The 25,094-nt window shown below is 54.1% G+C and carries 24 protein-coding genes; 12 read left to right on the top strand and 12 right to left on the bottom strand.

The genetic code is table 11. The features are described 5' to 3' along the window. Positions 1-75 precede the first annotated feature (75 nt). From OWK27_RS17485 to yciH, 4 genes are all read left to right on the top strand, one after another. Complete coding sequence (locus tag OWK27_RS17485; protein ID WP_148419668.1) at positions 76-384, top strand: LapA family protein; 309 nt, start codon at positions 76-78, stop codon at positions 382-384. Between the two features lie 6 nt (positions 385-390). Beyond that, the gene (gene lapB, locus OWK27_RS17480; RefSeq protein ID WP_148419669.1) at positions 391-1,560 is read left to right on the top strand and encodes a lipopolysaccharide assembly protein LapB; all 1,170 of its coding nucleotides are present in this window, start codon (positions 391-393) and stop codon (positions 1,558-1,560) included. 185 nt (positions 1,561-1,745) lie between these two features. Then, positions 1,746-2,483 carry an orotidine-5'-phosphate decarboxylase gene (gene pyrF, locus OWK27_RS17475; protein WP_267590876.1) on the top strand — a complete coding sequence of 246 codons (738 nt, stop codon included), beginning with the start codon at positions 1,746-1,748 and terminating at the stop codon, positions 2,481-2,483. Continuing rightward, positions 2,483-2,809, top strand: coding sequence for a stress response translation initiation inhibitor YciH (gene yciH, locus OWK27_RS17470; RefSeq protein ID WP_267590875.1), 327 nt, complete (start codon positions 2,483-2,485; stop codon positions 2,807-2,809). The genes pyrF and yciH overlap by 1 nt, the downstream gene beginning before the upstream one ends. A 103-nt stretch (positions 2,810-2,912) precedes the next feature. On the opposite strand, the gene osmB is transcribed toward yciH, so the two are convergent. The 7 genes from osmB to fabI form a co-directional block, all read right to left on the bottom strand. Further along, on the bottom strand, positions 2,913-3,131 hold the full coding sequence (gene osmB, locus OWK27_RS17465; RefSeq protein WP_003856823.1) for an osmotically-inducible lipoprotein OsmB: 219 nt from the start codon (positions 3,129-3,131) through the stop codon (positions 2,913-2,915). Positions 3,132-3,393: 262 nt separating this feature from the next. Next, positions 3,394-4,146, bottom strand: coding sequence for a DNA-binding transcriptional regulator YciT (locus OWK27_RS17460; protein WP_148419672.1), 753 nt, complete (start codon positions 4,144-4,146; stop codon positions 3,394-3,396). A gap of 37 nt (positions 4,147-4,183) precedes the next feature. Beyond that, the gene (locus OWK27_RS17455; protein ID WP_267590874.1) at positions 4,184-4,366 is read right to left on the bottom strand and encodes a hypothetical protein; all 183 of its coding nucleotides are present in this window, start codon (positions 4,364-4,366) and stop codon (positions 4,184-4,186) included. Positions 4,367-4,571: 205 nt separating this feature from the next. Beyond that, the gene (pdeR, locus tag OWK27_RS17450) at positions 4,572-6,560 is read right to left on the bottom strand and encodes a cyclic di-GMP phosphodiesterase (RefSeq protein WP_267590905.1); all 1,989 of its coding nucleotides are present in this window, start codon (positions 6,558-6,560) and stop codon (positions 4,572-4,574) included. A 206-nt stretch (positions 6,561-6,766) separates the two neighbouring features. Then, the gene (locus OWK27_RS17445; RefSeq protein ID WP_267590873.1) at positions 6,767-8,701 is read right to left on the bottom strand and encodes an exoribonuclease II; all 1,935 of its coding nucleotides are present in this window, start codon (positions 8,699-8,701) and stop codon (positions 6,767-6,769) included. Between the two features lie 88 nt (positions 8,702-8,789). Beyond that, complete coding sequence (locus OWK27_RS17440) at positions 8,790-9,776, bottom strand: CMD domain-containing protein (protein ID WP_267590872.1); 987 nt, start codon at positions 9,774-9,776, stop codon at positions 8,790-8,792. A 147-nt stretch (positions 9,777-9,923) separates the two neighbouring features. Further along, a complete protein-coding gene (fabI, locus tag OWK27_RS17435) occupies positions 9,924-10,712 on the bottom strand; it encodes an enoyl-ACP reductase FabI (RefSeq protein ID WP_003856831.1) in 789 nt (262 codons plus the stop codon). Between the two features lie 452 nt (positions 10,713-11,164). On the opposite strand from fabI, the gene OWK27_RS17430 reads away from it, so the two are divergent. The 6 genes from OWK27_RS17430 to OWK27_RS17405 all read left to right on the top strand — a co-directional run bounded on the left by OWK27_RS17430 (position 11,165) and on the right by OWK27_RS17405 (position 19,030). Next, positions 11,165-11,404, top strand: a complete 240-nt coding sequence (locus OWK27_RS17430) for a hypothetical protein (RefSeq protein ID WP_148419676.1) — start codon at positions 11,165-11,167, stop codon at positions 11,402-11,404. 32 nt (positions 11,405-11,436) lie between these two features. Beyond that, positions 11,437-13,866 (top strand): poly-beta-1,6 N-acetyl-D-glucosamine export porin PgaA, encoded by a 2,430-nt coding sequence (gene pgaA, locus OWK27_RS17425; RefSeq protein ID WP_267590871.1) that lies wholly within the window; start codon positions 11,437-11,439, stop codon positions 13,864-13,866. Positions 13,867-13,874: 8 nt separating this feature from the next. Further along, positions 13,875-15,896, top strand: coding sequence for a poly-beta-1,6-N-acetyl-D-glucosamine N-deacetylase PgaB (pgaB, locus tag OWK27_RS17420; protein ID WP_267590870.1), 2,022 nt, complete (start codon positions 13,875-13,877; stop codon positions 15,894-15,896). Then, on the top strand, positions 15,889-17,214 hold the full coding sequence (gene pgaC / locus OWK27_RS17415) for a poly-beta-1,6-N-acetyl-D-glucosamine synthase (RefSeq protein WP_267590869.1): 1,326 nt from the start codon (positions 15,889-15,891) through the stop codon (positions 17,212-17,214). Before pgaB ends, pgaC begins: the two co-directional genes overlap by 8 nt. Before the next feature lies 1 nt (position 17,215). Continuing rightward, positions 17,216-17,614 (top strand): poly-beta-1,6-N-acetyl-D-glucosamine biosynthesis protein PgaD, encoded by a 399-nt coding sequence (pgaD, locus tag OWK27_RS17410; protein ID WP_193355291.1) that lies wholly within the window; start codon positions 17,216-17,218, stop codon positions 17,612-17,614. A gap of 186 nt (positions 17,615-17,800) precedes the next feature. Next, entirely contained in the window at positions 17,801-19,030 is a 1,230-nt protein-coding gene (locus tag OWK27_RS17405; RefSeq protein ID WP_267590868.1) for a GGDEF domain-containing protein, read from the top strand. Between the two features lie 2 nt (positions 19,031-19,032). Here the strand turns inward: OWK27_RS17405 and OWK27_RS17400 are convergent, their stop codons facing one another. Continuing rightward, entirely contained in the window at positions 19,033-19,854 is an 822-nt protein-coding gene (locus OWK27_RS17400; RefSeq protein WP_148419682.1) for a helix-turn-helix transcriptional regulator, read from the bottom strand. A 61-nt stretch (positions 19,855-19,915) separates the two neighbouring features. Further along, on the bottom strand, positions 19,916-20,317 hold the full coding sequence (locus OWK27_RS17395; protein WP_148419683.1) for a RidA family protein: 402 nt from the start codon (positions 20,315-20,317) through the stop codon (positions 19,916-19,918). A gap of 131 nt (positions 20,318-20,448) precedes the next feature. On the opposite strand from OWK27_RS17395, the gene OWK27_RS17390 reads away from it, so the two are divergent. Continuing rightward, positions 20,449-21,039, top strand: a complete 591-nt coding sequence (locus OWK27_RS17390) for a TetR/AcrR family transcriptional regulator (RefSeq protein ID WP_148419684.1) — start codon at positions 20,449-20,451, stop codon at positions 21,037-21,039. Here the strand turns inward: OWK27_RS17390 and sapF are convergent. From sapF to sapC, 3 genes are read right to left on the bottom strand one after another with little or no spacing between them, the layout of a single operon-like run. After that, positions 21,036-21,842, bottom strand: a complete 807-nt coding sequence (gene sapF / locus OWK27_RS17385; protein WP_148419685.1) for a putrescine export ABC transporter ATP-binding protein SapF — start codon at positions 21,840-21,842, stop codon at positions 21,036-21,038. The two genes, OWK27_RS17390 and sapF, sit on opposite strands and share 4 nt — an antisense overlap. A gap of 1 nt (position 21,843) precedes the next feature. Continuing rightward, positions 21,844-22,836 (bottom strand): putrescine export ABC transporter ATP-binding protein SapD, encoded by a 993-nt coding sequence (sapD, locus tag OWK27_RS17380; RefSeq protein WP_148419686.1) that lies wholly within the window; start codon positions 22,834-22,836, stop codon positions 21,844-21,846. Then, entirely contained in the window at positions 22,836-23,726 is an 891-nt protein-coding gene (gene sapC / locus OWK27_RS17375) for a putrescine export ABC transporter permease SapC (protein ID WP_148419687.1), read from the bottom strand. The genes sapD and sapC overlap by 1 nt, the downstream gene beginning before the upstream one ends. A gap of 134 nt (positions 23,727-23,860) precedes the next feature. Between sapC and OWK27_RS17370 the strand changes: the two genes are divergently transcribed. Beyond that, positions 23,861-25,090 (top strand): tyrosine-type recombinase/integrase, encoded by a 1,230-nt coding sequence (locus OWK27_RS17370; protein ID WP_267590904.1) that lies wholly within the window; start codon positions 23,861-23,863, stop codon positions 25,088-25,090. Positions 25,091-25,094: the final 4 nt, after the last annotated feature.

Here is a 25,094-nt window from a genome sequence, read left to right as displayed (position 1 = left end):
AAATGGTAGCTTATAAGGCTGATTGCAGTGAGTTGAACACGCTTTATACGCTCGAACCACATAACGGGAAGTCATGTGAAATATTTACTCATTTTCTTACTGGTGTTGGCGATTTTTGTCATTTCAGTCACATTGGGCGCGCAAAACGATCAACAGGTAAGCTTCAACTATCTGCTGGCGCAGGGCGAGTACCGGGTGTCGAGCCTGCTGGCAGTATTATTTGCGGCGGGATTTGTCATAGGTTGGCTCGTATGTGGCCTCTTCTGGCTTAAGGTTCGTGTTTCTCTTGTTCGCGCTGAACGTAAAATTAAACGACTTGAACATCAACTTGCGCCTGCGTCTGACATTCCGGCGAGCTCTGGTGTGCCGGTAGTCAAGGAATAATCGAATATGCTGGAGTTGTTGTTTCTGCTTTTGCCTGTCGCCGCAGCCTATGGCTGGTATATGGGCCGCAGAAGCGCGCAACAAACAAAACAGGATGAAGCAAACCGACTCTCCCGCGACTACGTTGCGGGGGTGAACTTCCTGCTGAGCAACCAGCAGGACAAAGCGGTAGATCTGTTCCTCGACATGCTTAAAGAGGATACTGGCACCGTAGAGGCACACCTCACCCTGGGAAACCTTTTCCGCTCGCGCGGAGAGGTTGACCGCGCCATTCGCATACACCAGACCCTGATGGAAAGCGCCTCGTTGACCTATGAGCAACGATTGCTGGCCGTGCAGCAGCTGGGGCGGGACTACATGGCCGCGGGGCTTTACGATCGCGCCGAAGATATGTTCACCCAGCTGGTGGATGAGACGGACTTCCGTATCGGTGCGCTTCAGCAGCTTCTGCAAATCTACCAGGCCACCAGCGACTGGCAAAAAGCGATTGATACGGCAGAACGTCTTGTGAAGCTCGGCAAAGACAAACAGCGCGTCGAGATTGCCCACTTTTACTGTGAGCTGGCCCTCCAGCAAATGGGCAGCGATGACATGGACAAAGCCATGGCGTTGCTTAAAAAAGGCGCGGCAGCCGATCGCAACAGCGCTCGCATCTCAATCATGATGGGGCGGGTCTTTATGGCAAACGGGGATTACGCCAAAGCCGTGGAAAGCCTGCTTCGCGTTATCGATCAGGATAAAGAGCTGGTCAGCGAAACGCTGGAGATGCTGCAAACCTGCTATCAGCAGCTGGGCAAGCAGGACGAGTGGGTCGCGTTTCTGCGCCGCTGCGTAGAGGAAAATACGGGGGCAACGGCCGAGCTGATGCTCTCCGATGTCGTTGAGCAGCACGAAGGCAGTGAAACCGCTCAGGTCTACATTACGCGCCAGCTGCAGCGCCATCCTACAATGCGCGTGTTCCACAAGCTGATGGACTACCACCTCAATGAGGCAGAGGAAGGGCGCGCCAAAGAGAGCCTGATGGTGCTGCGAGACATGGTGGGCGAGCAGGTGCGGAGCAAACCGCGCTACCGCTGCCAGAAATGCGGTTTCACCGCTTACTCGCTCTACTGGCACTGTCCGTCGTGCCGCGCGTGGTCCACCATTAAGCCAATTCGTGGTCTGGACGGGCAGTAATTTTTTAAAACACCACACTTTAGTTACAACATACTAATGTTTTTGGGTAAACCAGCCAGCACCGTGCGGTCTGCCGTTCAGCAGGAAAGACATTCGATTCTGTTCATTTCCGCCGATGGCAGGTAGAATGCACGCCGTTTATCTGTTCCGCGCCGCTGCGCGCCCATAGACGAAAAGGGCTGGTCATGACGTCTGTTACTTCCTCCACTTCCCGCGTAGTTACCGATTCTCCTGTTGTCGTTGCTCTGGATTACAATAACCGTGATGCCGCGCTGGCCTTTGTTGACGGAATTGATCCTCGCGATTGCCGTCTTAAAGTCGGCAAAGAGATGTTCACGCTGTTCGGGCCGCAACTCGTCCGCGATTTGCACCAGCGCGGTTTTGACGTTTTCCTCGATCTGAAATTCCACGATATTCCCAATACCACCGCGCACGCCGTTGCCGCGGCGGCTGATCTGGGCGTGTGGATGGTAAACGTGCACGCTTCCGGTGGGGCACGCATGATGACGGCCGTGCGCGAAGCGCTGCTGCCGTTTGGCAAAGAGGCGCCACTTCTGATTGCCGTCACCGTGCTGACCAGCATGGATGAAACCGACCTGCGGGATCTGGGAGTGACGTTGTCACCTGCAGAGCATGCGGAGCGTCTTGCACGTCTGACGCAAAGCTGCGGTCTTGATGGAGTGGTCTGTTCTGCACAGGAAGCGGAGCGTTTTAAATCCGCCTTAGGCCGCGAATTTAAGCTGGTTACGCCGGGTATTCGTCCTGCGGGCAGCGAGTCAGGGGATCAGCGTCGTATCATGACGCCGGAGCAGGCCCTGAGCGCGGGTGTAGACTATATGGTGATTGGTCGTCCGGTAACGCAATCTGCTAACCCGGCTGAAACGCTGAAAGCGATTAATGCATCGCTGAAAAAGGGGGCATAATGGGTGACACCAACAGTCGTCTGGTCTATTCAACTGATACCGGACGCATCGAGGAGCCAAAAGAAAAAGCTGAACGCCCCAGGGGCGACGGTATTGTCCGTATACAGCGCCAGACCAGCGGCAGAAAGGGTAAAGGCGTATGCCTGATTACCGGCGTCGATCTGGACGATGTGGAACTGGCAAAACTTGCCGCAGAGCTTAAAAAGAAATGCGGATGCGGTGGGGCGGTCAAGGATGGCATTATCGAGATTCAGGGCGATAAGCGCGACGTAATTAAATCGCTTCTGGAAGCCAAAGGGATGAAGGTCAAGCTGGCGGGCGGTTAAAATAAATGAGCCACGGACAATGCCGTGGCTCTTTTTTTACGTGCGTAAGTCAGACCTGAAAATACAAAATATATTATTTTACCGGTGAGAGCCGTTATGGTGATTATTTACCCACCTGGTGACCGATAATACCACCTACGGCAGCACCACCTAATGTACCCAGCGTACTACCATCCGTTAATACTGCACCACCAAGAGCACCAGCACCGGCGCCAATCGCGGTGTTACGGTCACGTTTAGACCAGTTAGAGCAAGCGCTCAGGGACATTGCTACAGTGATTGCCAGAACAGCGGCGGCTAATTTTTTGCTGGTAAAGGTCATAATACTTTCTCCTGAATTATCGATTCACGGAAAGAAGTGCTATTTAAGTATAGACAATATTTATACTTAAATTCCGTTCCCGTGAAAGCTGGTCGCGCAGGCGTTTCATCATCACGCAGGTGATAGTCACTTCCTGTTATATCGCTAATAATAATTTTACGTGTTTAAAGGCGTTTCAACAGGTAAAAACTCTTAAAGGAGGGGTCGGAATAATCTCAGACAAAGGTTGAACTGCGTCCATAATCCGGACGCAGCAGGATAATCAGGCCGTTTTTTTGACAATATCAACCGTCAGGCCGTCGTGCTGTAACTGCTGGCGATATTCATCGCGCAAGCGCTCATCCGTAATCACCCGGCTGAAGCGCGAGACAGGGCCCATCGTATAGGGATGCACGGCACCGAATTTAGAGCTGTCGGTAAGGACAATCGCCTCGCACTCTTTGGCGAGCACGGCGTTAACCACGTCTGAACGCATCATATCCCGGCCGGTAAAACCGGTGTCGGGCTGCCAGCCATCAATGCCGATAAATGCCTTACTGAAGTGAACCTGCTGAACATACTGGCGCGTTAAGGGTCCCACCATGCTTTCGCTTTTCTTCTGGTAAATGCCGCCCAGCAGAATCACCTCGCAGCGGGTTTCCTTCAGCAGATGGGCGATATAGCTGCTCACGGTGATGATGGTCACGTCTTTCTGCTCAGCAAGCGTGCGCGCCAGAAGGGCATTGCTGCTGCCATTTTCAATGAAGACGGTTTCACCGTTGTTCACTAAGGACGCGGCAAATTCCGCCAGCTCCCGCTTTAGCGCGTAGTTGTTCATCATGCGGGTTTCGACATCTTCGCTGTCCAGCGGCACGGCATAACCGTGCGCGCGCCGCAGGTAGCTCTGTTTTTCCAGAAGATTAAGATCCTGACGGATGGTGACTTCAGAAACGCCGGTGGCTTTAGCGAGATCGACCACGCTTACGCGTCCCTGATCGATGACCATCTGCAAAATAATTTGTTGTCGGGAATTCATAGCATCCATTTAAAAGACAAGGGCGGAAACGGCGTGGTTACACTTCCCACGGGGCTTTTGGTTGCACAGATTCTGGTGCGTCGTCAGCGCCGTTCTGAGCCAGGAGTTCGGACTTGAGGATCTCAAGATTACGGATAGCAGAGTGATAATCGCCCGCGACGAGAATATCCAGCACGGTATCAATACGCTGTGCTACGGCTGCTGCATCAATGTTAGACATAATCTTACCCTGAAGCGAAATGTGAATATTATCAATGATGCAGAAAATTGCTTCAAAAGAGAAGGTAAAAAATGCAATTACCAAAGCACATAAATGAAAGTGATTAATTTTCACTGGTAGCCCGTCGTGCCGGCAACAACCCCTAAATGGAACGGCTGGTTATGCTGTCAAACCGCCATCAGGCGACGGGGTTACGCAAGGCCAGCTAGCGGACGTGCCGCGCCTGATAGCGCTTTAGCCATCGCTCGAACGCGGCAGCGGGCATGGGCTTAGCAAAAAGAAAACCCTGCCGTTCGTTGACGCCGTTCTTCGTCAGAAAGGCGTCTTCTTTTGCGCTCTCCACGCCTTCGGCAATAACCTGTAAGTTTAACGCCTGCGCCACGGCGACAATCGCCCGCACCAGAGACTGTGAAATGGATTGCTTGTGAATATCCCGGACGAACGACTGATCGAGCTTAATCGCATCGATAGGGAATCGCGCCAGCTGCGACAGGGAAGAGTATCCCGTCCCGAAGTCATCCAGATGGATTTGCGCCCCCAGGCGGCTAAACTGCTGGATGAGCGAGAGCGCCAGCGCTTCATTTTCGATAAGGCAGCTTTCGGTTAGCTCCACGTCAATCGGGCAATATTCAAAATTCAGATCCTTCAGAGCCTGTTTTAAGTCGCTGAATATGGTCTGGTCCGCCAGCTGACGGGCAGAGACGTTGACCGCGACGCGCAGGTTAATACCCTTGTCGCGCCACTTTGCCACCTGCCGCACTACGTCCAGCATCACCCAGCGGCCAAGGGGCACAATCAGTCCTGACTCTTCAGCGTAGGAGATGAACTCCATCGGCGGGATCAGGCCACGCTCTGGCGACTGCCAGCGCACCAGCGCCTCGAGGCTCCTGACTTCGCCGCGCCATGTCAGCTTGGGCTGGTAGTGGATCAGCAGCTGATCGTTATCCAGCGCCTTACGCAGGTTGGTATCCAGCCAGAGATATTCAAATACGCGCTGGTTCATCTCTGGCGAGAATACGCAGAATTTACCCCGGCCATTTTCTTTGGCGGTATACATGGCGGTGTCGGCATTGCGAATGACGCTTTCGCGATCGTTACCGTGCTGGGGCGCAAGCGCGATACCAAGCGAGCAGCCCGTATACACCTCAATCAAGCCAATGCGGAAAGGCTGGCGCAGGCGGGTCAGGATCCGCGACGCCATGGCTTCCAGCGCGCCCTGTGACGTATCGGTGGCCATCACGATAAACTCATCCCCGCCGAGGCGCGCCAGCGTTTGCGCTTCATCCAGGCAGCTCAGGATCGCCAGGGCAACGGCCTGAAGCAGCTGGTCGCCAAACATGTGGCCGTAAGCGTCGTTTACCTTTTTGAAGTTATCCAGATCGAGATAGACCACACCCACCTGTCCGTCACCACGGGCGCTGATGGCATCGGAGATCAGCTCATGAATGGCGTTGCGGTTTGGCAATCCGGTAATGGTATCCGTATTGGCGAGAACGCGCAGCCGCTCCTGGGCACGGCGCTCTTCCGTGATGTCGGTGCCCGAACAGATAAGGAAGATTTCATTTTTCCCGCTGCCGCTGTGAACAAACTTATTTCTGAACAGAAACAAGCGCTGGCCCTTGCGGGTTTTGATCCAGCGTTCGACTTCGTACGAACTGCCGTTACGAAAAAAACCGGCAATATTGCGTTTCGATGCGGCGGCCTCGCTGCGGCTCATAAACAGTTTAAACACGTTTTGTCCGATAACTTCCTGCTCCTTCAGGCCCGTATACTCTTCGCTTAAGCGATTGAAGCGCTGGATATTCCCGTTCTGGTCGAGGATGACAATGACGGAGTTAGCCTCGGACACCACCTGTTCGGCGAAGGAGAGTCCCTGCGCCAGATCGCGCGCCACGGAAGGCGTGTCGTTCCATGCTGATGCCGTTCCCGCCCACTCGCTTTTGTTAATTTTACGGCCCACCAGATGAACGGGGACTTCAACACCGTACAGCGGCAGGGTCATGGCAATGCTGGAGGTGATCACGGTTAGCTGGCGAATCAGATCGGCCTGTTCATCATCCAGCGCAACAACCTGGATAATGTCGGTGTTTTCACTTGCGGCAAGATGCAGAGCATTGCTGTCTGCTGTTAATCGCCACCAGGGGCTATGGGTACCCATGTAACGAAACAGCAGGTTCTGCTCCAGATCGTCCATCCCGTTTTCTCCCGCGGCAGCTGAGTAGCGCACAAATTATTCATTTGCAGTCGACTATGACGGCTCTTTTTACTGTAGATAACTCTGGCGAAATGTGGCGACGGGATACGGAAAATTGTGAAATAAAACGATGGTTTTGCGGGAAATAAAGCGGGAGAAAAATATCGGCCATTTACCAATAAAATGGCCGATATGTTAAGCGATTATCAGGCAACCGGGCGCGCGATAATGCTGCGGGTTTCCATGCGGACTTCAGCGATGTTTACATCAATCACGTCTGTGACCTTATAAACCGTTTCGCCTTTAATTTGCACGGTACCGTTTTCCTGACTACAAACCAGCTCGTCCCGAACGGCATGCAGGAACGGGGCAGGAATAAAGGCAACGGCGCCGTTATCCACCAGACGCACGCGCATACCGCCGCGGCTAACGTCGATGATTTCAGCCGGGAAGCGAGCGTCTGTTCCTGCTTTATCATTCAGGAAACGCGCGTACAGCCAGTCGCCGACGTCGCGCTCCGCCATGCGGTTCAGACGGCGGCGCTCTGCCATCTGAAGCGTGGTGTCGTCCTGTGGACGGGCAATAGCTTCACCTTTAATGATTGCTTTAAGCAGACGGTGGTTAACCATGTCGCCGTACTTACGGATAGGTGAAGTCCAGGTCGCGTACGCCTCAAGGCCGAGACCGAAGTGCGGGCCTGGCTCCGTGCTGATTTCCGCAAAGGACTGGAAGCGGCGAATGCGGCTGTCGAGGAAGCCTGACGGCTGTGCGTCCAGCTCGCGGCGCAGCTTGCAGAAGCCTGGCAGGGTCAGCACCTCTTCCGGGTCGACGTGTACGTCGTGGGTTTTGAGCAGGGCGGCCAGCGCTTCGGTGTTCGCCGGGTCAAACCCGGTGTGCACGTTGTAAATGCCAAAGCCTAACCTGTCGCGCAGCACGCGTGCGGCGCAAATGTTGGCGGAGATCATCGCTTCTTCAACGATACGGTTGGCAATACGGCGTGGCTCGGCGACGATGTTCAGCACTTCGCCTTTTTCACCCAGCACAAAGCGGTAGTCAGGGCGATCCTTAAATACCAGCGCGTGGGTCTGGCGCCACTCACTGCGGCTCTGGCAGATGCGATGCAGCAGACGAATTTGCGCAGCAATATTTTCGGATTCAGGCTTCCAGCTGCCGGTATTTTCCAGCCAGTCGGACACGCTGTCATAAGCCAGTTTGGCTTTGGATTCGATGGTGGCGGCGAAGAATTCGATATCATCTTCAATTGTTCCATCCGCCGCGATTGTCATGCGGCAGGCCAGCACCGGACGCACTTCATGCGGGCGCAGCGAGCAGAGATCGTCAGAGAGTTCGCGCGGCAGCATTGGGATGTTGAAGCCCGGCAGGTAGTTAGTGAACGAACGCACTTTGGCCATCTCGTCCAGCTTGCTGCCTTCAACGATCCACGCGGTAGGGTCGGCAATCGCGACGGTGAGGTGCAGTTTGCTATCCGCTGCCTCTTCGGCGTACAGCGCGTCGTCCATATCCTCGGTGCTGGCGCTGTCGATGGTGACAAAGTCCAGGGCCGTCAGATCGCGACGCTCAAGACCTTCGTCCTGCATTTCGGTCGCTACGCCATCCGGCGCTTCTTTTTCGAGGTTATGGCGCGCCAGCGTCACCCACCATGGTACGAAATGGTCGTCGCCAAAGGTGATGAACTGGGTCAGCTCGGCGTAGAAACCGCGATCGCCTTTTAAAGGATGACGGCGCATTTCGGCAACCGCCCAGTCACCCTCGACAAAGTCATGCTCAACGCCACGCGCGGCGCGGCAAGGGATGGCATCTTTCAGAAGAGGATGATCCGGTACGATAGAAAGACGATCGTCTTTTTTATGCACTTTCCCGACAAAACGCGTCAGGAAAGGTTCGATCAGTGCTTCCGGCTCGGCAGACTCACGCTCCTTTTCGGTATGAATAACGGCCGAAATGCGGTCGCCATGCATCACTTTCTTCATCTGAGGAGGCGGAATGAAGTAGCTCTTCTGTCCGTCAACTTCAAGAAAGCCAAAGCCCTTTTCCGTGGCTTTTACGACCCCTTCTGCACGCGGCGTCTGGGAATGCAGTTGCTGTTTAAGCTGCGCTAGCAGCGGGTTGTCCTGAAACATAATGTTCTATTTTCGTAGCCATTGAGCGGCTGACAGTTTTACGCGATTCTCACTGCTACAGCAAGCGCTCTTTAGGTAAAGCGTGTGGTTATTCCTCTTTGCCAAGCGCCACGCGCAGACGGTCCAGCCAGCCATTAAATGCGCCGCGGGTTAACAGATTAATTGCCTTGCCCGGCGGGATTCCGGCCTCCGTGAGAGGCGTTAGCTGGGCGGCGCTAAAACGATCGGGAGACGTAAGCAGCAGCGCATGGGCGGCCGAGAGCGATGCAGACGGCTGGGCTTCGCTTTGTGGATGGTTAACCAGTATCTCACCCGTCAGATTTAGCAGCATCGGCTCGTGGCACAGAACCGGCGTGAGCGCTGCAAGCGCCGGTTCGGCCTGCCAGCGCGAGAGCGCCTCAAGCTGAACCGCACTGGCATATTTTAGTTCGACTACGGGCTGGGTGGCGGTCCATCGGGTAAAGCTCAGCGGAAGCGTATGGGGCTGGATGTGGTGTCCCGGCAGCCAGCGTACCGGATGGCCAAGCTGCGCCTGAAACACCGCGACCGCCCGCGCCTGGAATCCGGTAAAGCCGATGATCTGGTTGATAAGCACAATGTCATACGTTGTCAGCCCCACCTCATCAAGCTGGGTTTGCGCTTTGTCGTCAATGACGTCCGGGGAGCTCGCCAGCTGGCGGGCATACTGGGTGATCTCTGCCAGGCGTCGATTGCTTTCCCGAGAGGAGTCGGGGCCTGGAAGCGGCGCGAGCAGGGCGGCATAGTGGTTACAGAGCCGCTGGACGCCGCACGCCTGGGCAACCGTCAACGCCGTGCTCAGCCTGTCGTAGGCGCTAAGCGTGTGCAGACGGTTCACGGGAGTATCAAGCGGGAATAAGAGGTGGCACAAGGTTCGGGCTGGCGTAAGCCACCCACAACAGCTTGCGGCAATGTCGTCAGGCAGGGCTAAATCGAGCAAAAAACGATCGTCGACGTTAGCGGCTTCGGGCACCAGAGGCAGAACGTCCGTCTGCGAATGATTCGACTGGGTTTCATGATACCAGTGGCCTTTGCCGGAAAAACGGCGTTGTTCCATGGGCGTTCCTTGATCTCAAAATGGCGATCAATATCCTGGCGTAAGGCGGATGAGGGGAAAAATATTGTTAGGTGATAACAAATAGCAGAACGGAATAACGAGGGGCGGGGGAGAACTCTCTTCCCTGGCGGGAAGAGAGTGGCAGGCTTATTTGATTTCCAGCTCGTTCATGGCAGCGATGTTGAAACCGCCGTCAACGTGAACCACTTCGCCGGAGATACCCGCGGAAAGGTCAGAGCAGAGGAAGGCAGCAGAGTTACCCACGTCTTCGATGGTAACGGTACGACGAATCGGGGTAACCGCTTCGCAGTGTGCCAGCATTTTACGGAAATCTTTGATACCGGAGGCCGCCAGGGTACGGATTGGACCCGCAGAGATGGCGTTAACACGCACGCCTTCAGGACCCATGGCGTTCGCCATATAGCGTACGTTGGCTTCCAGAGACGCTTTCGCCAGACCCATGACGTTGTAGTTAGGGATAGCACGTTCAGCGCCCAGGTAGGACAGGGTCAGCAGTGCTGCGCCCGGGTTCAGCATCGCGCGGCAGGATTTTGCCATCGCCACGAAGCTGTAGGAGCTGATGTCGTGTGCGATTTTGAAGCCATCACGGGTAACCGCGTTAACGTAGTCGCCGTCCAGCTGGTCGCCAGGTGCGAAGCCGATGGAGTGAACGAAGCCGTCGAATTTCGGCCATGCTTTTGCCAGTTCAGCAAACATGCCGTCAATGCTTTCGTCTTGTGCAACGTCACATTCCAGAACAATGCTGGAACCCAGCTGCGCGGCAAATTCTTCAACACGGCCTTTCAGCTTGTCGTTCTGGTAGGTGAACGCCAGCTCAGCGCCTTCGCGATGCATAGCCTGTGCGATGCCGTATGCGATGGACAGTTTGCTGGCAACGCCAGTTACCAGAATGCGCTTACCGGAAAGAAAACCCATAGCTTTAATCCTTATATTCATTGCTTATTTTGCCTTGTAATTCATAGCGTTACAGGCAGTATTTCAAAATCATTCGAAATTAGCTCGAAATTATAGCCCACTCACAGCCCCTTGTGTCACGATATTTCTCGCTCATCTGCCGTGACCGGGGCGCCGGAAGGCCTTGAGCCGGCGCTTATTCACGCTGTTTCGTATGCATCTCAGCAGTATACCACCGCGCGTCGGGTTCGCCTCATCCAACCAGAGAGGGGAACGGCGCCGTCGCCTTCTCGACGCGCCCGGGGCGCTTTTGCGCAAAATGATCCGTTCAGCTGTCTCAACTCCCTAAAATTTACCGCGGGTCGGCACGCGTCAGGAATTTCATCCCTGTATACGCGTCTGCGGTGACCGACTGAAGTCAGGAAATATTCTGCACCTCGTTTGATGTGGATATTTTTCAAAGGGAGTTGTTAATGAAGAAAGAAGAAATGTACGAGTACGATGAAGATGATATCGACTCAATCGCCTGGTCCGTCGCATTTAGCGAATGGCTGGGAATGGACACATTACAGGATTGTGTTTTAACCAGAATATCAGAGAAGGAAAGAGAGAAATATGAAAGTAAGTTAGCCGAGTTCCGCCATTTCCTGCAGTACGCGTCAGGAGAAGAATATTTTTCGCGGTATCTAATACAAAATAAAGCGCAGCGCTAATTTTACCTTATACGGATATAGGGATTATATGCATGAGGATTGCACAGTTAATAGCTAAAACGTTAGTTGTCGGCACGTTTTACCTGCCTTGCGCGCCGGTGTCGGCCATGCTGCCAGCGGATGATAACCAGTACGACGCGCTGATTATTGAAGCGAGAAAGGGAAATACTCAGCCTGCATTAACCTGGTTTTCCGGCCATCAACGGCTTGATGAATCCCAGATTGCCGACTGGATGCAGATTGCCCTGTGGGCCGGTAAAGACAGCGAGGTTATCGACGTTTATTCCAGGCACCAGCATTACGCGCTGCCGGCGAGAGCCTGGGCCGCGCTGGCGGTAGCGTGGCGTAATAAACAGGAGTGGAAAAAAGCGCTCAATGCCTGGGACCGCATTTGCGATGACAGCCCGTACACGGCGGAGTTTTGCCGGGGAAGGGTGTTAACGCTGGCCGACAGCGGCGAGTATGCCGGTGCGCTCCGTGAGATCCGTCGGCTGCAGAAGAGAACGCCGGACAGCAAAAACTACCTGACTGAAGCCTATGTGCACAGGCTTGCCGGAAATTATCCTGATGAGTTACTCGCTATTACGAAGGCGATGCGCCTGTCACAGCATCCTGAAACGCTGGCTGATGCCTATCGCCAGGCGCTGGCGGATAACCAGCTGCCGTCAGCCGGGTTAAAGCACGTTCAGGCGCAGGGGAAAGAGCCTGATGCCCGCGAACGTGCGGACGCAGCGGCGGAGTTAGTCAGGCTCGCGTTTATGCCGACCCGCGGTGAAAAAGAGCGTTACGTCATCGCCGATCGGGCGTTGTCCCTTTACGACGGGATGATCGCCGAGTGGAAAGAGAAGCCGGAGCATGAGGCGGTGTATCGCCGTATTCGCTTCGACAGGCTGGGGGCGCTGCTGGCCCGCAGCCGCCATCAGGAGGTTATCGGGCAATACCAACAGATGAAACAGGAAGGTCTGGTGCTGCCGGAGTATGCCCAGTACTGGGTCGCGTCAGCGTTCCTCAAAACGGGCCAGCCCGACCGGGCTCAGGCGATGCTCTCCAGGCTGTTTTATCAGAATCCTCAGAAGGTTGATGATATTTCGGAGGAAGAGCGTGCCGACCTTTTTTACAGCCATCTGGAAAGTGAAAACTATCGCCCGGCAAAGCTGCTGACGAAACGCGTCGTTGATACCACGCCCGCCACCTGGTATCCGCGCGGATCGTCAGTGCCCGTGCCGAATGATAAGTGGCTTGAGGGGCAGCAGTACCGCTCCTCGCTTGCGATGTATGAACAGGATCTTGCCCGGGCGGAAGCGCTGACGCGTAGCCTATCGCAGGCGGCGCCGGGTAATCAGGGGCTCCTTATAGATCATGCGCGCGTGCTGCTTGCGCGTGGTCTGCCGAGGGCCACAGAAGCGCGCTTAAAGCAGGCCGAACTGCTTGAGCCTTCCAGCGTTGCCCTGGAAACCGAACAGGCCTATGCCGCGCTGGATCTTCAGGAATGGCGACAGGCGGAGGAGCTGACAAAGGATGTAGCGCAACGCGCGCCCGACAACGCGGCGGTAAAGCAGCTCAGCAAGGCGTTTGCCACCCATAAGCGCGCAGAATTAAGGATGGGGGGGACGGTCGGCCTGGACTCTGATTCGCCTGATTCAGGGCGCCATGATGTTAACGTCAATACCACCCTTTATAGCCCGCCGCTTAACTATAACTGGCGTGGATTCGTCGGCTACGGCTTCTTTGACGGCCGTTTCCAGGAGGGGAAAGGCGTGGTTCGCGACGGGCTCATGGGGCTGGAATGGCGTTCGCGAGACCTGTGGGCAGAGGCTGAAGTCTCGAAGAGACATTTCAACGGCGACAGGAAAGTCGGAGCACGCCTTGCAGCCCGGGTTGATGTCAACGATAGCTGGCAGCTGGGCCTGGAAGGTGAACGCTTATCGCGTAACGCGCCGATGCGCGCCATGAAAAACGATATTACCGCGCACAGCGGTGGGGCGGAGGTACGCTGGTATCAGCATGAAAGCCGTCAGTACAGCGCCCGCTACCTGAAAACCGCTTTCTCTGACGGTAACCGCAGGAATGAATATTTCCTCAATGGTCAGGAACAGGTCTGGGCTTCGCCTGATATGAACCTGAGTATCCAGCCCGGCGTGTATTACGGCACCAACAGCCAGTCTGACACGCCTTACTTCAGCCCGGAAAAACGTCTCGACGTGATGGCAGGCGTGACGCTGGATCATCGGCTGTGGCGTCGGTATGAAAACAGCTGGACGCAGACCTTCAGCGCCGGTGCAGGTAATGCGTGGCAGCACGGCTATGGCAGCGGCCTTATCACCCATCTTGGCTACGGGCAACGCGTGTCCTGGCGCGACGGTGGTGAAGCCGGTGTGGCGATACGCTGGGATAAACGCCCCTCTGACGGAAAGCAGGAACACAATCTGTCAGTTGATTTTAACGTGACCCTTCGATTCTGAGGCAACGTATGTTACGGAAAGGATTTCAAACATTACTCGTACTGCTCGGCATTATGCTCGTGGCAGCGTGCGTCGACGGGCGCGGGCCGGCCTATACCAGCCCGGCCCTGCGCGAAAAGTTACGCGCCGAGACGCCATGGCCGGCGAATGGCTTCGTGACGATTGCGTATCATGAGGTCGAAGATGGCGAAGCGGATCAGCGCTTTATGTCCGTGCGGACCTCTGCGCTGAAAGAGCAGTTTGCCTGGCTGCGCGCTAACGGCTATAGCCCGGTCAGCGTGGCGCAGATCCGTGAGGCACACCGTGGGGGAAAACCGCTCCCGGAAAAAGCGGTGCTGCTGTCCTTTGACGACGGATTCAGCAGCTTCTACACGCGCGTCTATCCGCTGCTCGTCGCCTATCAGTGGCCTGCTCTGTGGGCGCCGGTTGGGAGCTGGATCAACACCCCCGCCGGACAACCGGTGCAATACGGTGATGAGAAGATCGAGCGTGAACGCTTTGCGACCTGGCAACAGGTGCAGGAGCTCTCCCGTTCGCCGCTGGTAGAGATTGGCGGGCATACCTGGAACAGCCACTTTGGGACGCTTGCTAACCCGAGCGGCAGCATGCTTCCTGCCTTTGCGAATCGTCGGTTTATTCAGGACGGCCGTCGCTATGAAACCGAAACGGAATACCGGGCGCGGATACGGCGAGACGCGCAGACGCTGATAAGCCATGTAAAAGCGCATACCGGCAAAGCACCTACGGCCTGGGTGTGGCCCTATGGCGCGGCGAACGGTACGGCGATTCAGGAGCTAAAGGCACTCGGGTTTGACATGTTTTTCACCCTTGAGGACGGGCTGTCAACGGCCACGCAGCTGGATGCAATTCCCCGTATCCTGATTAACGGCAACCCGACGCTGGAAGAGTTTGCGCTTCAGGTGACGGGGGTACAGGAGCAGCAGCTTCAGCGCGTGATGCATGTCGACCTGGACTACGTATTTGATCCTGATGCCGGGCAGATGGAAAAAAATATCGATGCCCTTATTCAGAGAGTGAAAGACATGGGGATCACCACCGTATACCTCCAGGCCTTCGCGGACCCGGCGGGTGACGGTCTGGTTAAAGCGGTCTACTTCCCGAATCGATGGATGCCGGTAAAGGCCGATATTTTCAGCCGCGTTGCGTGGCAGCTGCGTACCCGGGCGAGCGTGGCCGTTTATGCCTGGATGCCCGTTCTGAGCTGGGAAATGGCGGAAACCTTAACCCGCGTGCATAGCCTGGAGACAGGGGATGAGGACGGCCCTCAGGTCAATCCTTCACAATATCGTCGCCTGTCGCCCTTCGACGATCGGGCAAGGCAGCGAATCGGTGAGGTGTATGAAGATCTGGCGGCGCACGCCTCTTTTGACGGCATTCTTTTTCACGATGACGCCGTGCTGTCCGATACGGAGGATGCCAGCCCCGCTGCGCTGGATGCTTACGAAAAAGCAGGCTTTGGACGTGATATTCGGGCCATTCGTGACGACCCAGAGCGGTTTGAGGCATGGACCCGCTTTAAAACCGAAACGCTCACCCGCTTCACGCTTGAGCTGGCGGATAAAGTAAAAGCGATCCGCGGTCCGGAAATCAAAACGGCGCGTAACCTGTATGCGTTGCCGTTGATTGAACCGCAAAGCGAAGCCTGGTTTGCGCAAAACACCAGCGACTTTCTCGCCCACTATGACTGGACGGCCGTGATGGCGATGCCCTACATGGAGGGAGTGAACGGTCGGGAGGGCGATAAATGGTTTAAAGCGCTTATTGCTCGTGTAGCAGCGTTACCCGACGGGAAAAATAAAATGATTATTGAGCTTCAGGCTCGCGACTGGCGTCCCGACGGCCAGCATCAACATATTGCATCCAGCAAGATTGCGCAATGGATGCGTATTATGCAGTTCTCCGGAATAAAACATTACGGTTATTACCCGGATGATTTTTTGAATAATCAGCCGAAGATAAATGTTATTCGGCCAGAATTCTCAACTAGCTGGTACCCTGAAGATGAATAATCGCTATTTCTCTATCGTTATTTTAATTCTGGTGTTGTGCATCCCAGTCGGTTTGACTCTGCTGTTTTCCGCAGAGGTTATGCTGCGTTACGTCTTTTTCTGGCCGTTCTTTATGTCGATATTCTGGATAGCCGGCAGCGTATTTTTCTGGTTTTATCGCGAACGCCACTGGGCGTGGGGAAAGAATGCGCCGGCGCCCGGGCTCCGGGGCAATCCTTTAATTTCGATCGTCATTCCTTGTTTTAATGAATCGAAAAATATTCATGAGACCATTGCGGCGGCCATGTCCCAGCGGTATGACAATTTTGAAGTTATCGCGGTGAACGACGGGTCTTCGGACGATACGGGCTTTCAGCTTAATATGCTGGCCGAGCGTTATCCCCGCCTGCGCGTTCTGCATCTGATGGAAAACCAGGGAAAAGCGATTGCGCTGAAAAGCGGTGCAGCCGCCGCAAAAGGTGAATTTCTGGTTTGCGTGGACGGCGACGCCTGTCTGGATCGTGACGCGGCAGCCTGGCTTGTTGCGCCAATGATTGATAACCCGCGCGTGGGGGCGGTCACCGGCAATCCGCGGATCCGAACTCGCTCAACGTTAATCGGTAAAATTCAGGTCGGCGAGTTTTCTTCCATCATCGGTCTAATCAAGCGTACGCAGCGGGTATATGGCCAGGTGTTTACCGTCTCTGGCGTCATTGCCGCGTTTCGCCGTAGCGCGCTGGCGGACGTCGGTTACTGGAGCGATGACATGATTACGGAAGACATTGATATCAGCTGGAAATTGCAGCTTCGCCGCTGGTCTGTGTTTTATGAGCCGCGTGCGCTGTGCTGGATTTTGATGCCAGAAACGCTACGGGGGCTGTGGAAGCAGCGCTTGCGCTGGGCGAAGGGAGGCGCAGAGGTATTCCTGAAAAATATGGGGTCGCTCTGGCGCTGGAAACACCGCCATATGTGGCCGCTGTTTGTGGAATATTGTGCTTCCACGGCCTGGGCATTCACCTGCCTGGTGAGCGGGCTGGTCATCCTGGTGGACGTCATCCAGAACGGTACGGCGGGCGGGCTGTCAATTTCTTCGGTATCGGAGAATGCCGGAGTGCTGCTCTGTAGCCTGTGCCTCGTGCAGTTCCTGGTAAGTATTATGATTGAATACCGGTATGAGCATAACGTCATCTCCACGCTGTTCTGGATCATCTGGTACCCAATCATCTTCTGGCTTATCAGCTTATTCACCACGCTTGTTGCATTTACGGCTGTGATGCTAAATCCCCGTAACGCGCGCGCGCGTTGGGTCAGTCCGGACCGCGGGATCGCAAGGGGATAACATGAAAAACTGGATCATTTATTCGCGCAGGAATGGCCTGCGCAAGGGCGTGGAACTGGCGGTAACCTGCCTTTTATGGGCCGTGTTCACCTACTTCGCCACGGGATTTATCTCTTTTTTTCTGAAGGGATTTGCGCAAGAGGATGACGCGTATTCGCGGCTATTCCTCTATTTCATCCTAGCGATACTCAACGCGCTGGTGCTGGTTCTCTGGGCGCTTTATAACCGCTATAAACACCATAACGTAGCGGTTCAGCCCGCCCGCGTCGCGAGTGAGGCGGAGCTGGCGACGAGCTTTTCGCTTGCGCAGCCGGTTTATCAGCAGTTCCAGGCTAATAAAAAGCTGTACGTTGATTTTGACAGCCATGGCGATGTGGTGAATGTCACCCCAGAGCAGTAGTACGATCCCCTGACCTCGCCGGTCAGGGGAGTCGATTTGCGTGTATAGAGATTTGCGGTAAGAAGTAAGATGAATAACGTTACGTTGGCCGAGAAGATGATCGTGCTGTGCGGTGCATTCCTTTTTGCACTCATGATCGCGGTGAACTCCTTTTGCGTGAATGACAGTCCAGGTTTCAGGGTACCCATGACAACGTACCTAATTGTCATGATTGCGCTGTTTTTTCTGGATACCATCATCTTTATTTTTATCCAGATGCAGTATGCGTCTGACAGGTCGCATCCTTCATTATTAGTACTGAGCCTGGCGTTTTTAAGCGGGCTGGTCTACTTCATTGAAACCATCGTGATTATTCAGCTTCCGGAAAACGCCGGGTTTTCCTATGCGGTAAAAACTAACGATACGGCGGTGTTTTATTTTTTCCGACAGCTCAGCCTGATCTTTTTGCTGGCGCTCGCCGTTTGGGTGGAGAAGCTCTCAACGCGATCGGTACTTGGGCGTCGTAATAAGGCTAAACTGGCTCTGGCATTATTTATTCCGCTGGTCGTATTTCCGGTGCTGGCCCATTATCTGAGCAGCTACCATCCCGCATTGTCATTAACGATAGCGTCAGACGGCCGTGACCGCCACGATCCGGTCTGGAACGTCAGTTACGTTAACGTTCTGATCGCGTTCTGGTCGTTTTTGCTCTGCTATATGACCTATGTAACGCGACTGTCATCCGGGATCTGGAACAGTATTATTGTGGTGTGTCTCTCGGCCATCATTTATAACTTTTTCCTGCTGCTGCTTGATACGTACAATATGTCGCTCTGGTATATCAGCCGGACGGTAGAAGTATTTAGTAAATTGTTTGTTATTTGCACCTTACTGTTTCATGTCTTTAGCATGTTAAAAATTTTTGGCGACCGGGTTAATCGCGATCCGCTTACGCAAATCTTCAACCGTAAATATTTTTATGAGGCGCTTCAGCGGATCCGCACGCTCAGAACAGAAAAGGGGGCCAGCATAATGATGCTGGATATCGATAACTTCAAGTCTATTAATGATACCTGGGGCCACCCGGCAGGCGATCGCGTCCTACTCGCGGTCGTGGATATCATCAAAGACAGCATCCGGGATAAGGATATCTTTGCCCGACTGGGAGGTGAGGAGTTCGGCCTTCTGCTGCCGGATACGGACGCAAATCTGGCGCTATCCGTTGCAGAGCGCATTCGCCAGAACGTCCAGCGTCGCACCGGACAGGGCAACCACTATGCGATTCCCGCAGAGGTAACGTTAAGTATTGGCGTGTGCTCTGCCATTCAGAACAGCCTCAACAGTAACGATGTCATTCGTAACGTGGATGATGCGCTCTATGAGGCGAAGCACAACGGTAAAAACAGAACCGTCACCAGACAGGCTGAATGCAGCTGAGGCTACAGGACAGGGATGTAAACATCAAAATCGACATGTTCCTCGCTGTACGAATTAAATTTCATGAGGTAAATATCGTCGCGCAGCGTCAGGCGATTTTTAACCATCGCCTTAACGAAGGCAATCTTGTTAAAGGCGCTGTAACTTTCCCAACTGCCGCTAAAGGGCATTCTTGCGTATTTACCACGCACTACGCACGTTTGTTTATTATCCTTCGTGTCGCTTTGTAAAGCGTAAGATATTAACACCTCCACCAGATACGATCGGCTTTTGCCGAGTTCGGGTCGGCGGGGCAGCAGGGTAATTTTCTCGATCTCATGACGGTTTTCTGTCAGGAGCTTTTTGATTTTTTTAGTAATATCATGCACCGAGGTATCAAAAAGATGATCGTGCTCTATAATTTGATGGTTACAGATAAGCGTCTCATTCAGCTCACATATTTCGAGCTCAGGCGTTTGTTGTTCGCTTAATAAAAATGAGGGCTGTAAGATATCAAAATCCCACACTCTGGCATGTCTGTACTCAGAGGGCGTCAGACCCGTCATTTTTTTAAAGGCTCTCGAAAAACTCTGGCTGCTCTGGTAATGGAATAAATAGGCAATATCCGTCACCGGAATAGACGTCATTCTTAGCATAATGGCAGCACGGCTCAGCCTCCTTCGGAGAATATATTCTCCGAGTGAGAGCTGATAATGCTCCTTGAACCATGTTTCGATGGTTCTTCTGCTATATCCGATATCTGCAACCAGATCATCAATATGTAAAATAGTGAAGTTATTCTCCTCCACCCAGGAGAGAATATACTTTCTGATGCTGTCTTTCATTTGTCTGTCAGTGAGTACTTAACGGTAAACCAGTTTAGTGCCGGACAGATTATGCCGTAAGTTAATTAGCAGGCGAAGGGATCCTGGCAATAACTTTAATTTCAAAATCAAATCCTGCCAGCCAGTTAACGCCAATAGCCGTCCAGTTTGGGTAAGGAGGATGCGGAAACGCCAGTTTTTTCGCCTCCATAATGACGGGGAACTGGTTTTCTGGATCGGTATGAAACGTGGTGACATCAATTAAATCGTCAAAAGTACACCCGGCGGCTGCCAGAGTCGCCCGTAAATTATCGAATGCCAGCCGCACCTGAGCGGGGAAGTCGGGTTCAGGTGTGCCATCGCTGCGGCTGCCAACCTGGCCGGAAACAAATAACAGATCGCCTGAGCGGATTGCCGCTGAATAGCCGTGCTCTTCATACAGGGCATGACGGTTGGCCGGGAATACAGGATCGCGTGAATGCATGGTTTTTCCTTTTTTGTCAGAGATGTTGTCGTGATTGCGCATCGGAAGTAACATACGCGGTGTATGTCAAAAATGTAATTCACATACGCCGTGTATGTCAAATTAAAAGATCGGTTAACTAAGGGAGCCCTATGGCTGTAAAACGTCGTGCTGAAACGGCTCAGGAAAATCGCGAAAAAATGATTCAGGCGGCGCGGAAGGCCTTTGCTGAAAAAGGCTATGCCGCAGCGTCGATGGACGAACTCACGGCCAGCGTGGGGTTAACGCGCGGTGCGCTATACCATAACTTTAGCGACAAGAAGGGGTTGCTGGCGGCGGTGGTCGCGCAGATTGATAGCGAAATGGCGGCAAAAGCGAAAGCCATTGCCGCAACCGCGGAGAACGACTGGGACCGGCTGCTCGCGGAAGGCATCGCCTACATCAACATGGCGCTCGTTCCGGAAGTGCAGCGTATCGTGCTTCTTGATGGCCCGGCAGTTCTGGGCGATCCGGCGCAATGGCCCAGCCAGAATAGCTGCCTTGAGTCGACCCGCCAGACTATCGAAAAAATGATCGACTGCAAGGTGCTTAAAAAAATGGATGCAAAAGTCGCAGCCCATCTGTTGAATGGCGCTGCGCTGAATGCTGCCCTGTTGATTGCCGCAAGTGACGAGCCGCAGAAGACGCTGCCGCATGCCATCGAGGTGTTTAGCCTGCTGGCAAGCGGGTTACGCAACAGCTAGCGGTCTTTACGCCACGCGTCGGCCGTTAACGCTTCACCAAAGTGTCCTGCAATCAGGCGTTTTGTCAGGTCGTGGAGCGGGGAGGCCAGCACGTCAGCCGTACTGCCGCGCTCGACGACGTCTCCCTGATGCATGACCAGCACCTGGTCGCTGATATGCTTCATCATGCCCAGGTGCTGGGTCACGTAGATATACGAAATTCCCTGTTTTTCCTGTAATTCCAGCATCAGGTTGATGAGCTGCGAACGCATCGACATATCCAGCGAGGCCAGCGCTTCGTCGGCGATAATGACCTTTGGGCGCAGGATAAGCGCGCGGGCCAGGCCGAGACGCTGTTTTTGACCCGGTGCCAGCATGTGCGGGTAGTAGCTAACGTGATCGGGCAGCAGCCCCACCAGGCGCAGGGTTTCAACAATGCGTTTCCGTCGCGCTTCCGGCTCCAGATCGGTATTTAACCGCAGCGGGAAATCCAGAATCTGCGAAATTCGCTGGCGTGGATTAAGGGACGTCGACGGATCCTGGAAAATCATGCGGATGCGCTGGCTGCGAAACGAATAGTCCCCAAAAACCAGAGGATGATCGTCAATCAGTATTTCTCCGCCGCTCGGCTCTACCATGCCGGCGAGCATTTTTGCCAGCGTTGATTTGCCCGAGCCGTTTTCGCCGATAATGGCCAGCGTTTGCTTTTCGCGCAGCGTAAAGCTCAGCGGCTTAACCGCCTCGACGGTCTGACGGTGAAAAAGGCCAGTGCGATAGCGAAAGGTCTTACTCAGGTTATGCACTTCCAGTAAGGTTTCGACCATTTCACTCTCTCTCCATGTTCAGCGGGAAATGACAGGCAAACAGATGATTCTTCGGCCCCGTCAGCCGTGGCGTTTCAATGCATTTACGCTGAGCATACGGGCAACGCGGACCCAAACGGCAGCCAATCGGCAGCGACTCCAGCAGCGGGATCGCCCCGGGCAGGGTATTCAGACGGCTCTTGTGCGGCATCGCGCTGCCAAAGTCAGGGATCGCACGGATCAGCGCCTGGGTGTACGGATGATGCGGGGTGTTCACCAGATCTTCACTCGGCGCGGTTTCCACCGTCTGTCCGCAGTACATTACGTCAATCTTGTCCGCCCACTTGCTCAGCATTTGCAGGTCATGGCTGATGAGCAAAATGGTGGTGTTATTGTTCTGGTTCAGACGCGTGAGCAGGCGGAAAATCTGCGCCTGCGTCGTCGGCTCCATCGCGTTCGTCGGTTCATCGGCAATCAGCAGGCGCGGCTGGTTAGCAAGGGCGATGGCAATCATCACCTTCTGGCATTCGCCGTCGGTCAGTTCATACGGAAAACTGCGCATCGCGTCTTTATGGTCTTTGATCCCGACGCGGTGCAGCAGCTCAATGGCGCGGCGCTTACGCCAGCCGAAACGTTGCCACCAGCGGCCTTTATAGGTCCAGCCGGGAATGTTCTGCATCAGCTGTTTGCCCACGCGCTCGGACGGGTCGAGACAGGATTGCGGCTCCTGGAAAATCATCGATACGTTATGGCCCACCAGCTTGCGGCGTTCGCGCGGTGAGAGACGCAGCAGGTCGATGTCGTCGAAGCGCATGCGGTCGGCGGTGACGCGCCAGTTGTCTTTCGCCACGCCGCAAATGGCTTTGGCGATCAGGCTTTTACCCGAACCAGATTCGCCCACCAGCCCGCGGATTTCGCCTTCTGCAAGGGTAATGCTGATGCGATCCACGGCTTTTACCCAGCCTTCACCCGTTTTGATTTCGATGGTGAGGTTGCGAATATCAAGTAACGGCATTATTGCACCCCCGCGTTGATTGCGCGGCGGATGCCGTCGCCCAGCAGGTTGACGAGCAGAACGCTCACCATAATAGCCGCGCCCGGCAGCATCACGGTCCACGGCGCGACGTAAATCAACTCCAGCGCATCGCCGAGCATGGCGCCCCATTCCGGGGAGGGCAGCTGTGCGCCCAGGTCCAGGAAGCCCAGCGCGGCGATATCCAGTATCGCCATCGACAGGGCGCGGGTGATCTCCGTAACCAGCCCGGCGGCAATGTTAGGCAGCACGGCAAACCACAAAATATTGAAGGTGGTGGCGCCATCCAGACGGGCGGCGACAACGTACTCTTTCTCCAGCTCGTCATGCACCAGGCTGTAAACCGAACGCACCATGCGCGGCAGGATAGCCAGCCAGACGGCGAACATCGCGTGCGAAAGGTGCGGGCCTGCGAAGGCCACGACGATGATCGCCAGCAGCAGCGAGGGAATAGAGAGCAGGGTATCAAGAATATGGTTAAGTACGGCTGAGCGCAGGCCGTGGGTTGCACCGGCGAAAATGCCCAGCGCCAGGCCGCAGACGGCGGCGGCGAGCGTCACCACGAATGCGCCACCTACGGTCGGTGCGGCACCGCTCAGCAGACGGCTGAGCACGTCGCGTCCGAGATCGTCAGTCCCGAGGAAGAAAGAGACCTCTCCGTAGCGCGACCACGACGGCGGCAAAAGCTGGTAGCCGAGGAATTGCTGATCGATACCATACGGGGCAAACCATGAACCGAAGAGACACAGCAGCACGAGGCCAATGCAGCCGTAAAAGCCGATCATTGCCGTGGTGTCACCGTAAAAATTACGCCACACGGTGCGTAGCGCACCGGGCGTGCGCTTTTCGCTGTAGACGTTATCGTAGGGCATATGAATCCGTTTTAAGTTTGTTTGTCATGCTTTATGTCTTTTGAAAAATTCCGCCATTATCAACATCTTGCCTACTCTGAGTGCTTTATTTTTGTATATCGCGCATTAATTTGAAGGTTATCAATTTACGCAAAATGTGTACACTATTGTGTATATCTTTTCCCGGAGTGTACACATTGCTAACCGATACAAAACTGAGAAAAGCTCTTGGCAAAAAGAGAGACAAAATCGAGGTCATTTCAGACGCTCACGGCTTGAATGTCAGATTGTCTACATCCGGCAGTATAACATTCTTTTACCGCTACAGATGGAACGGAAAAGCGGCTCAATTGACGATCGGCGATTATCCGACCATATCATTAGCTCAGGCGCGAGAGCGTAAACAGCAGTTCAGAGTCTGGCTTAAAGAAGGGTTCGATCCGAGACGACAGACCGTACTAGAGAAACAGAAAAAAACTGATGCGATTACCGTAAAAGAAGCCTTTGATTACTGGGAAAAGCATTACTGCATTCCTGAAGGCCTGGTAAAAATCCACGTGAACCGCCGGGACTTCAACAACCATATCAATCCTGTGCTGGGGAATATGATCGTAGATCAGACCACAAAGGCGCATTGGCTTAGCCTGTTCGACGGTATGGGAAGAAGGGTGGTTACAGGGCAAATGTTAGGGTTGATGCAGCGTGTTTTTCGTTTTTGCTCTAACAGAGGAATAATCAACCTAAACCCAATTGAGAGTCTCAGGCGATCTGATGTGGGGCTCACCGCGGCAGTTAAAGACCGAAGATTGAGCGACGAGGAGATCAAAACTGTCTGGAATGCTTTGCCTGAGATGAGAGAACGACAACAGCTGATCATGAAATTTCTCATTCTGACCGGTTGTAGGAGTACGGAAATAAGAACGGCAAAGTGGGAATGGTTCGATTTTATGGATCAAACATGGACCATTCCAGCAAGTGATTATAAAACAGGTAAATCTGTCAGGAGAGCGTTGCCGGATGCTGTTGTAAAGATGATGAAATTTCATAAAGAAACATCAATGTCAAAGCATGTTGTTACGTTGTCACGCTATAAGGGGCCAGAGGATGACAGGCCGCCTCTTCAGCCTAACGTTGCGTTATTTTCTGCCCAAATAATCTCCAAGACAGGAATGAAGCCGTGGTCCCTCCATGACCTTCGACGAACCGTGGCGACGCGACTTTCTGAATTAGGTGCGCCGCCACATGTTGTTGAGAAACTGCTTGGCCATCATATGGCAGGTGTCATGGCGAGGTATAACCTGCATGACTACATTGATGATCAGCGCCATTGGCTTGCGGTATGGCAGAACCATTTGGAGAAACTGGTTGGTCATCCTCTGGTTTGATGCC

It is taken from the genome of Enterobacter cloacae complex sp. 2022EL-00788, assembly GCF_026627565.1.
GTDB lineage: Bacteria > Pseudomonadota > Gammaproteobacteria > Enterobacterales > Enterobacteriaceae > Enterobacter > Enterobacter pasteurii.
The sequence above is the reverse complement of the archived record's forward strand: the minus strand, read 5'-3'. Positions and strand labels throughout refer to the sequence as shown.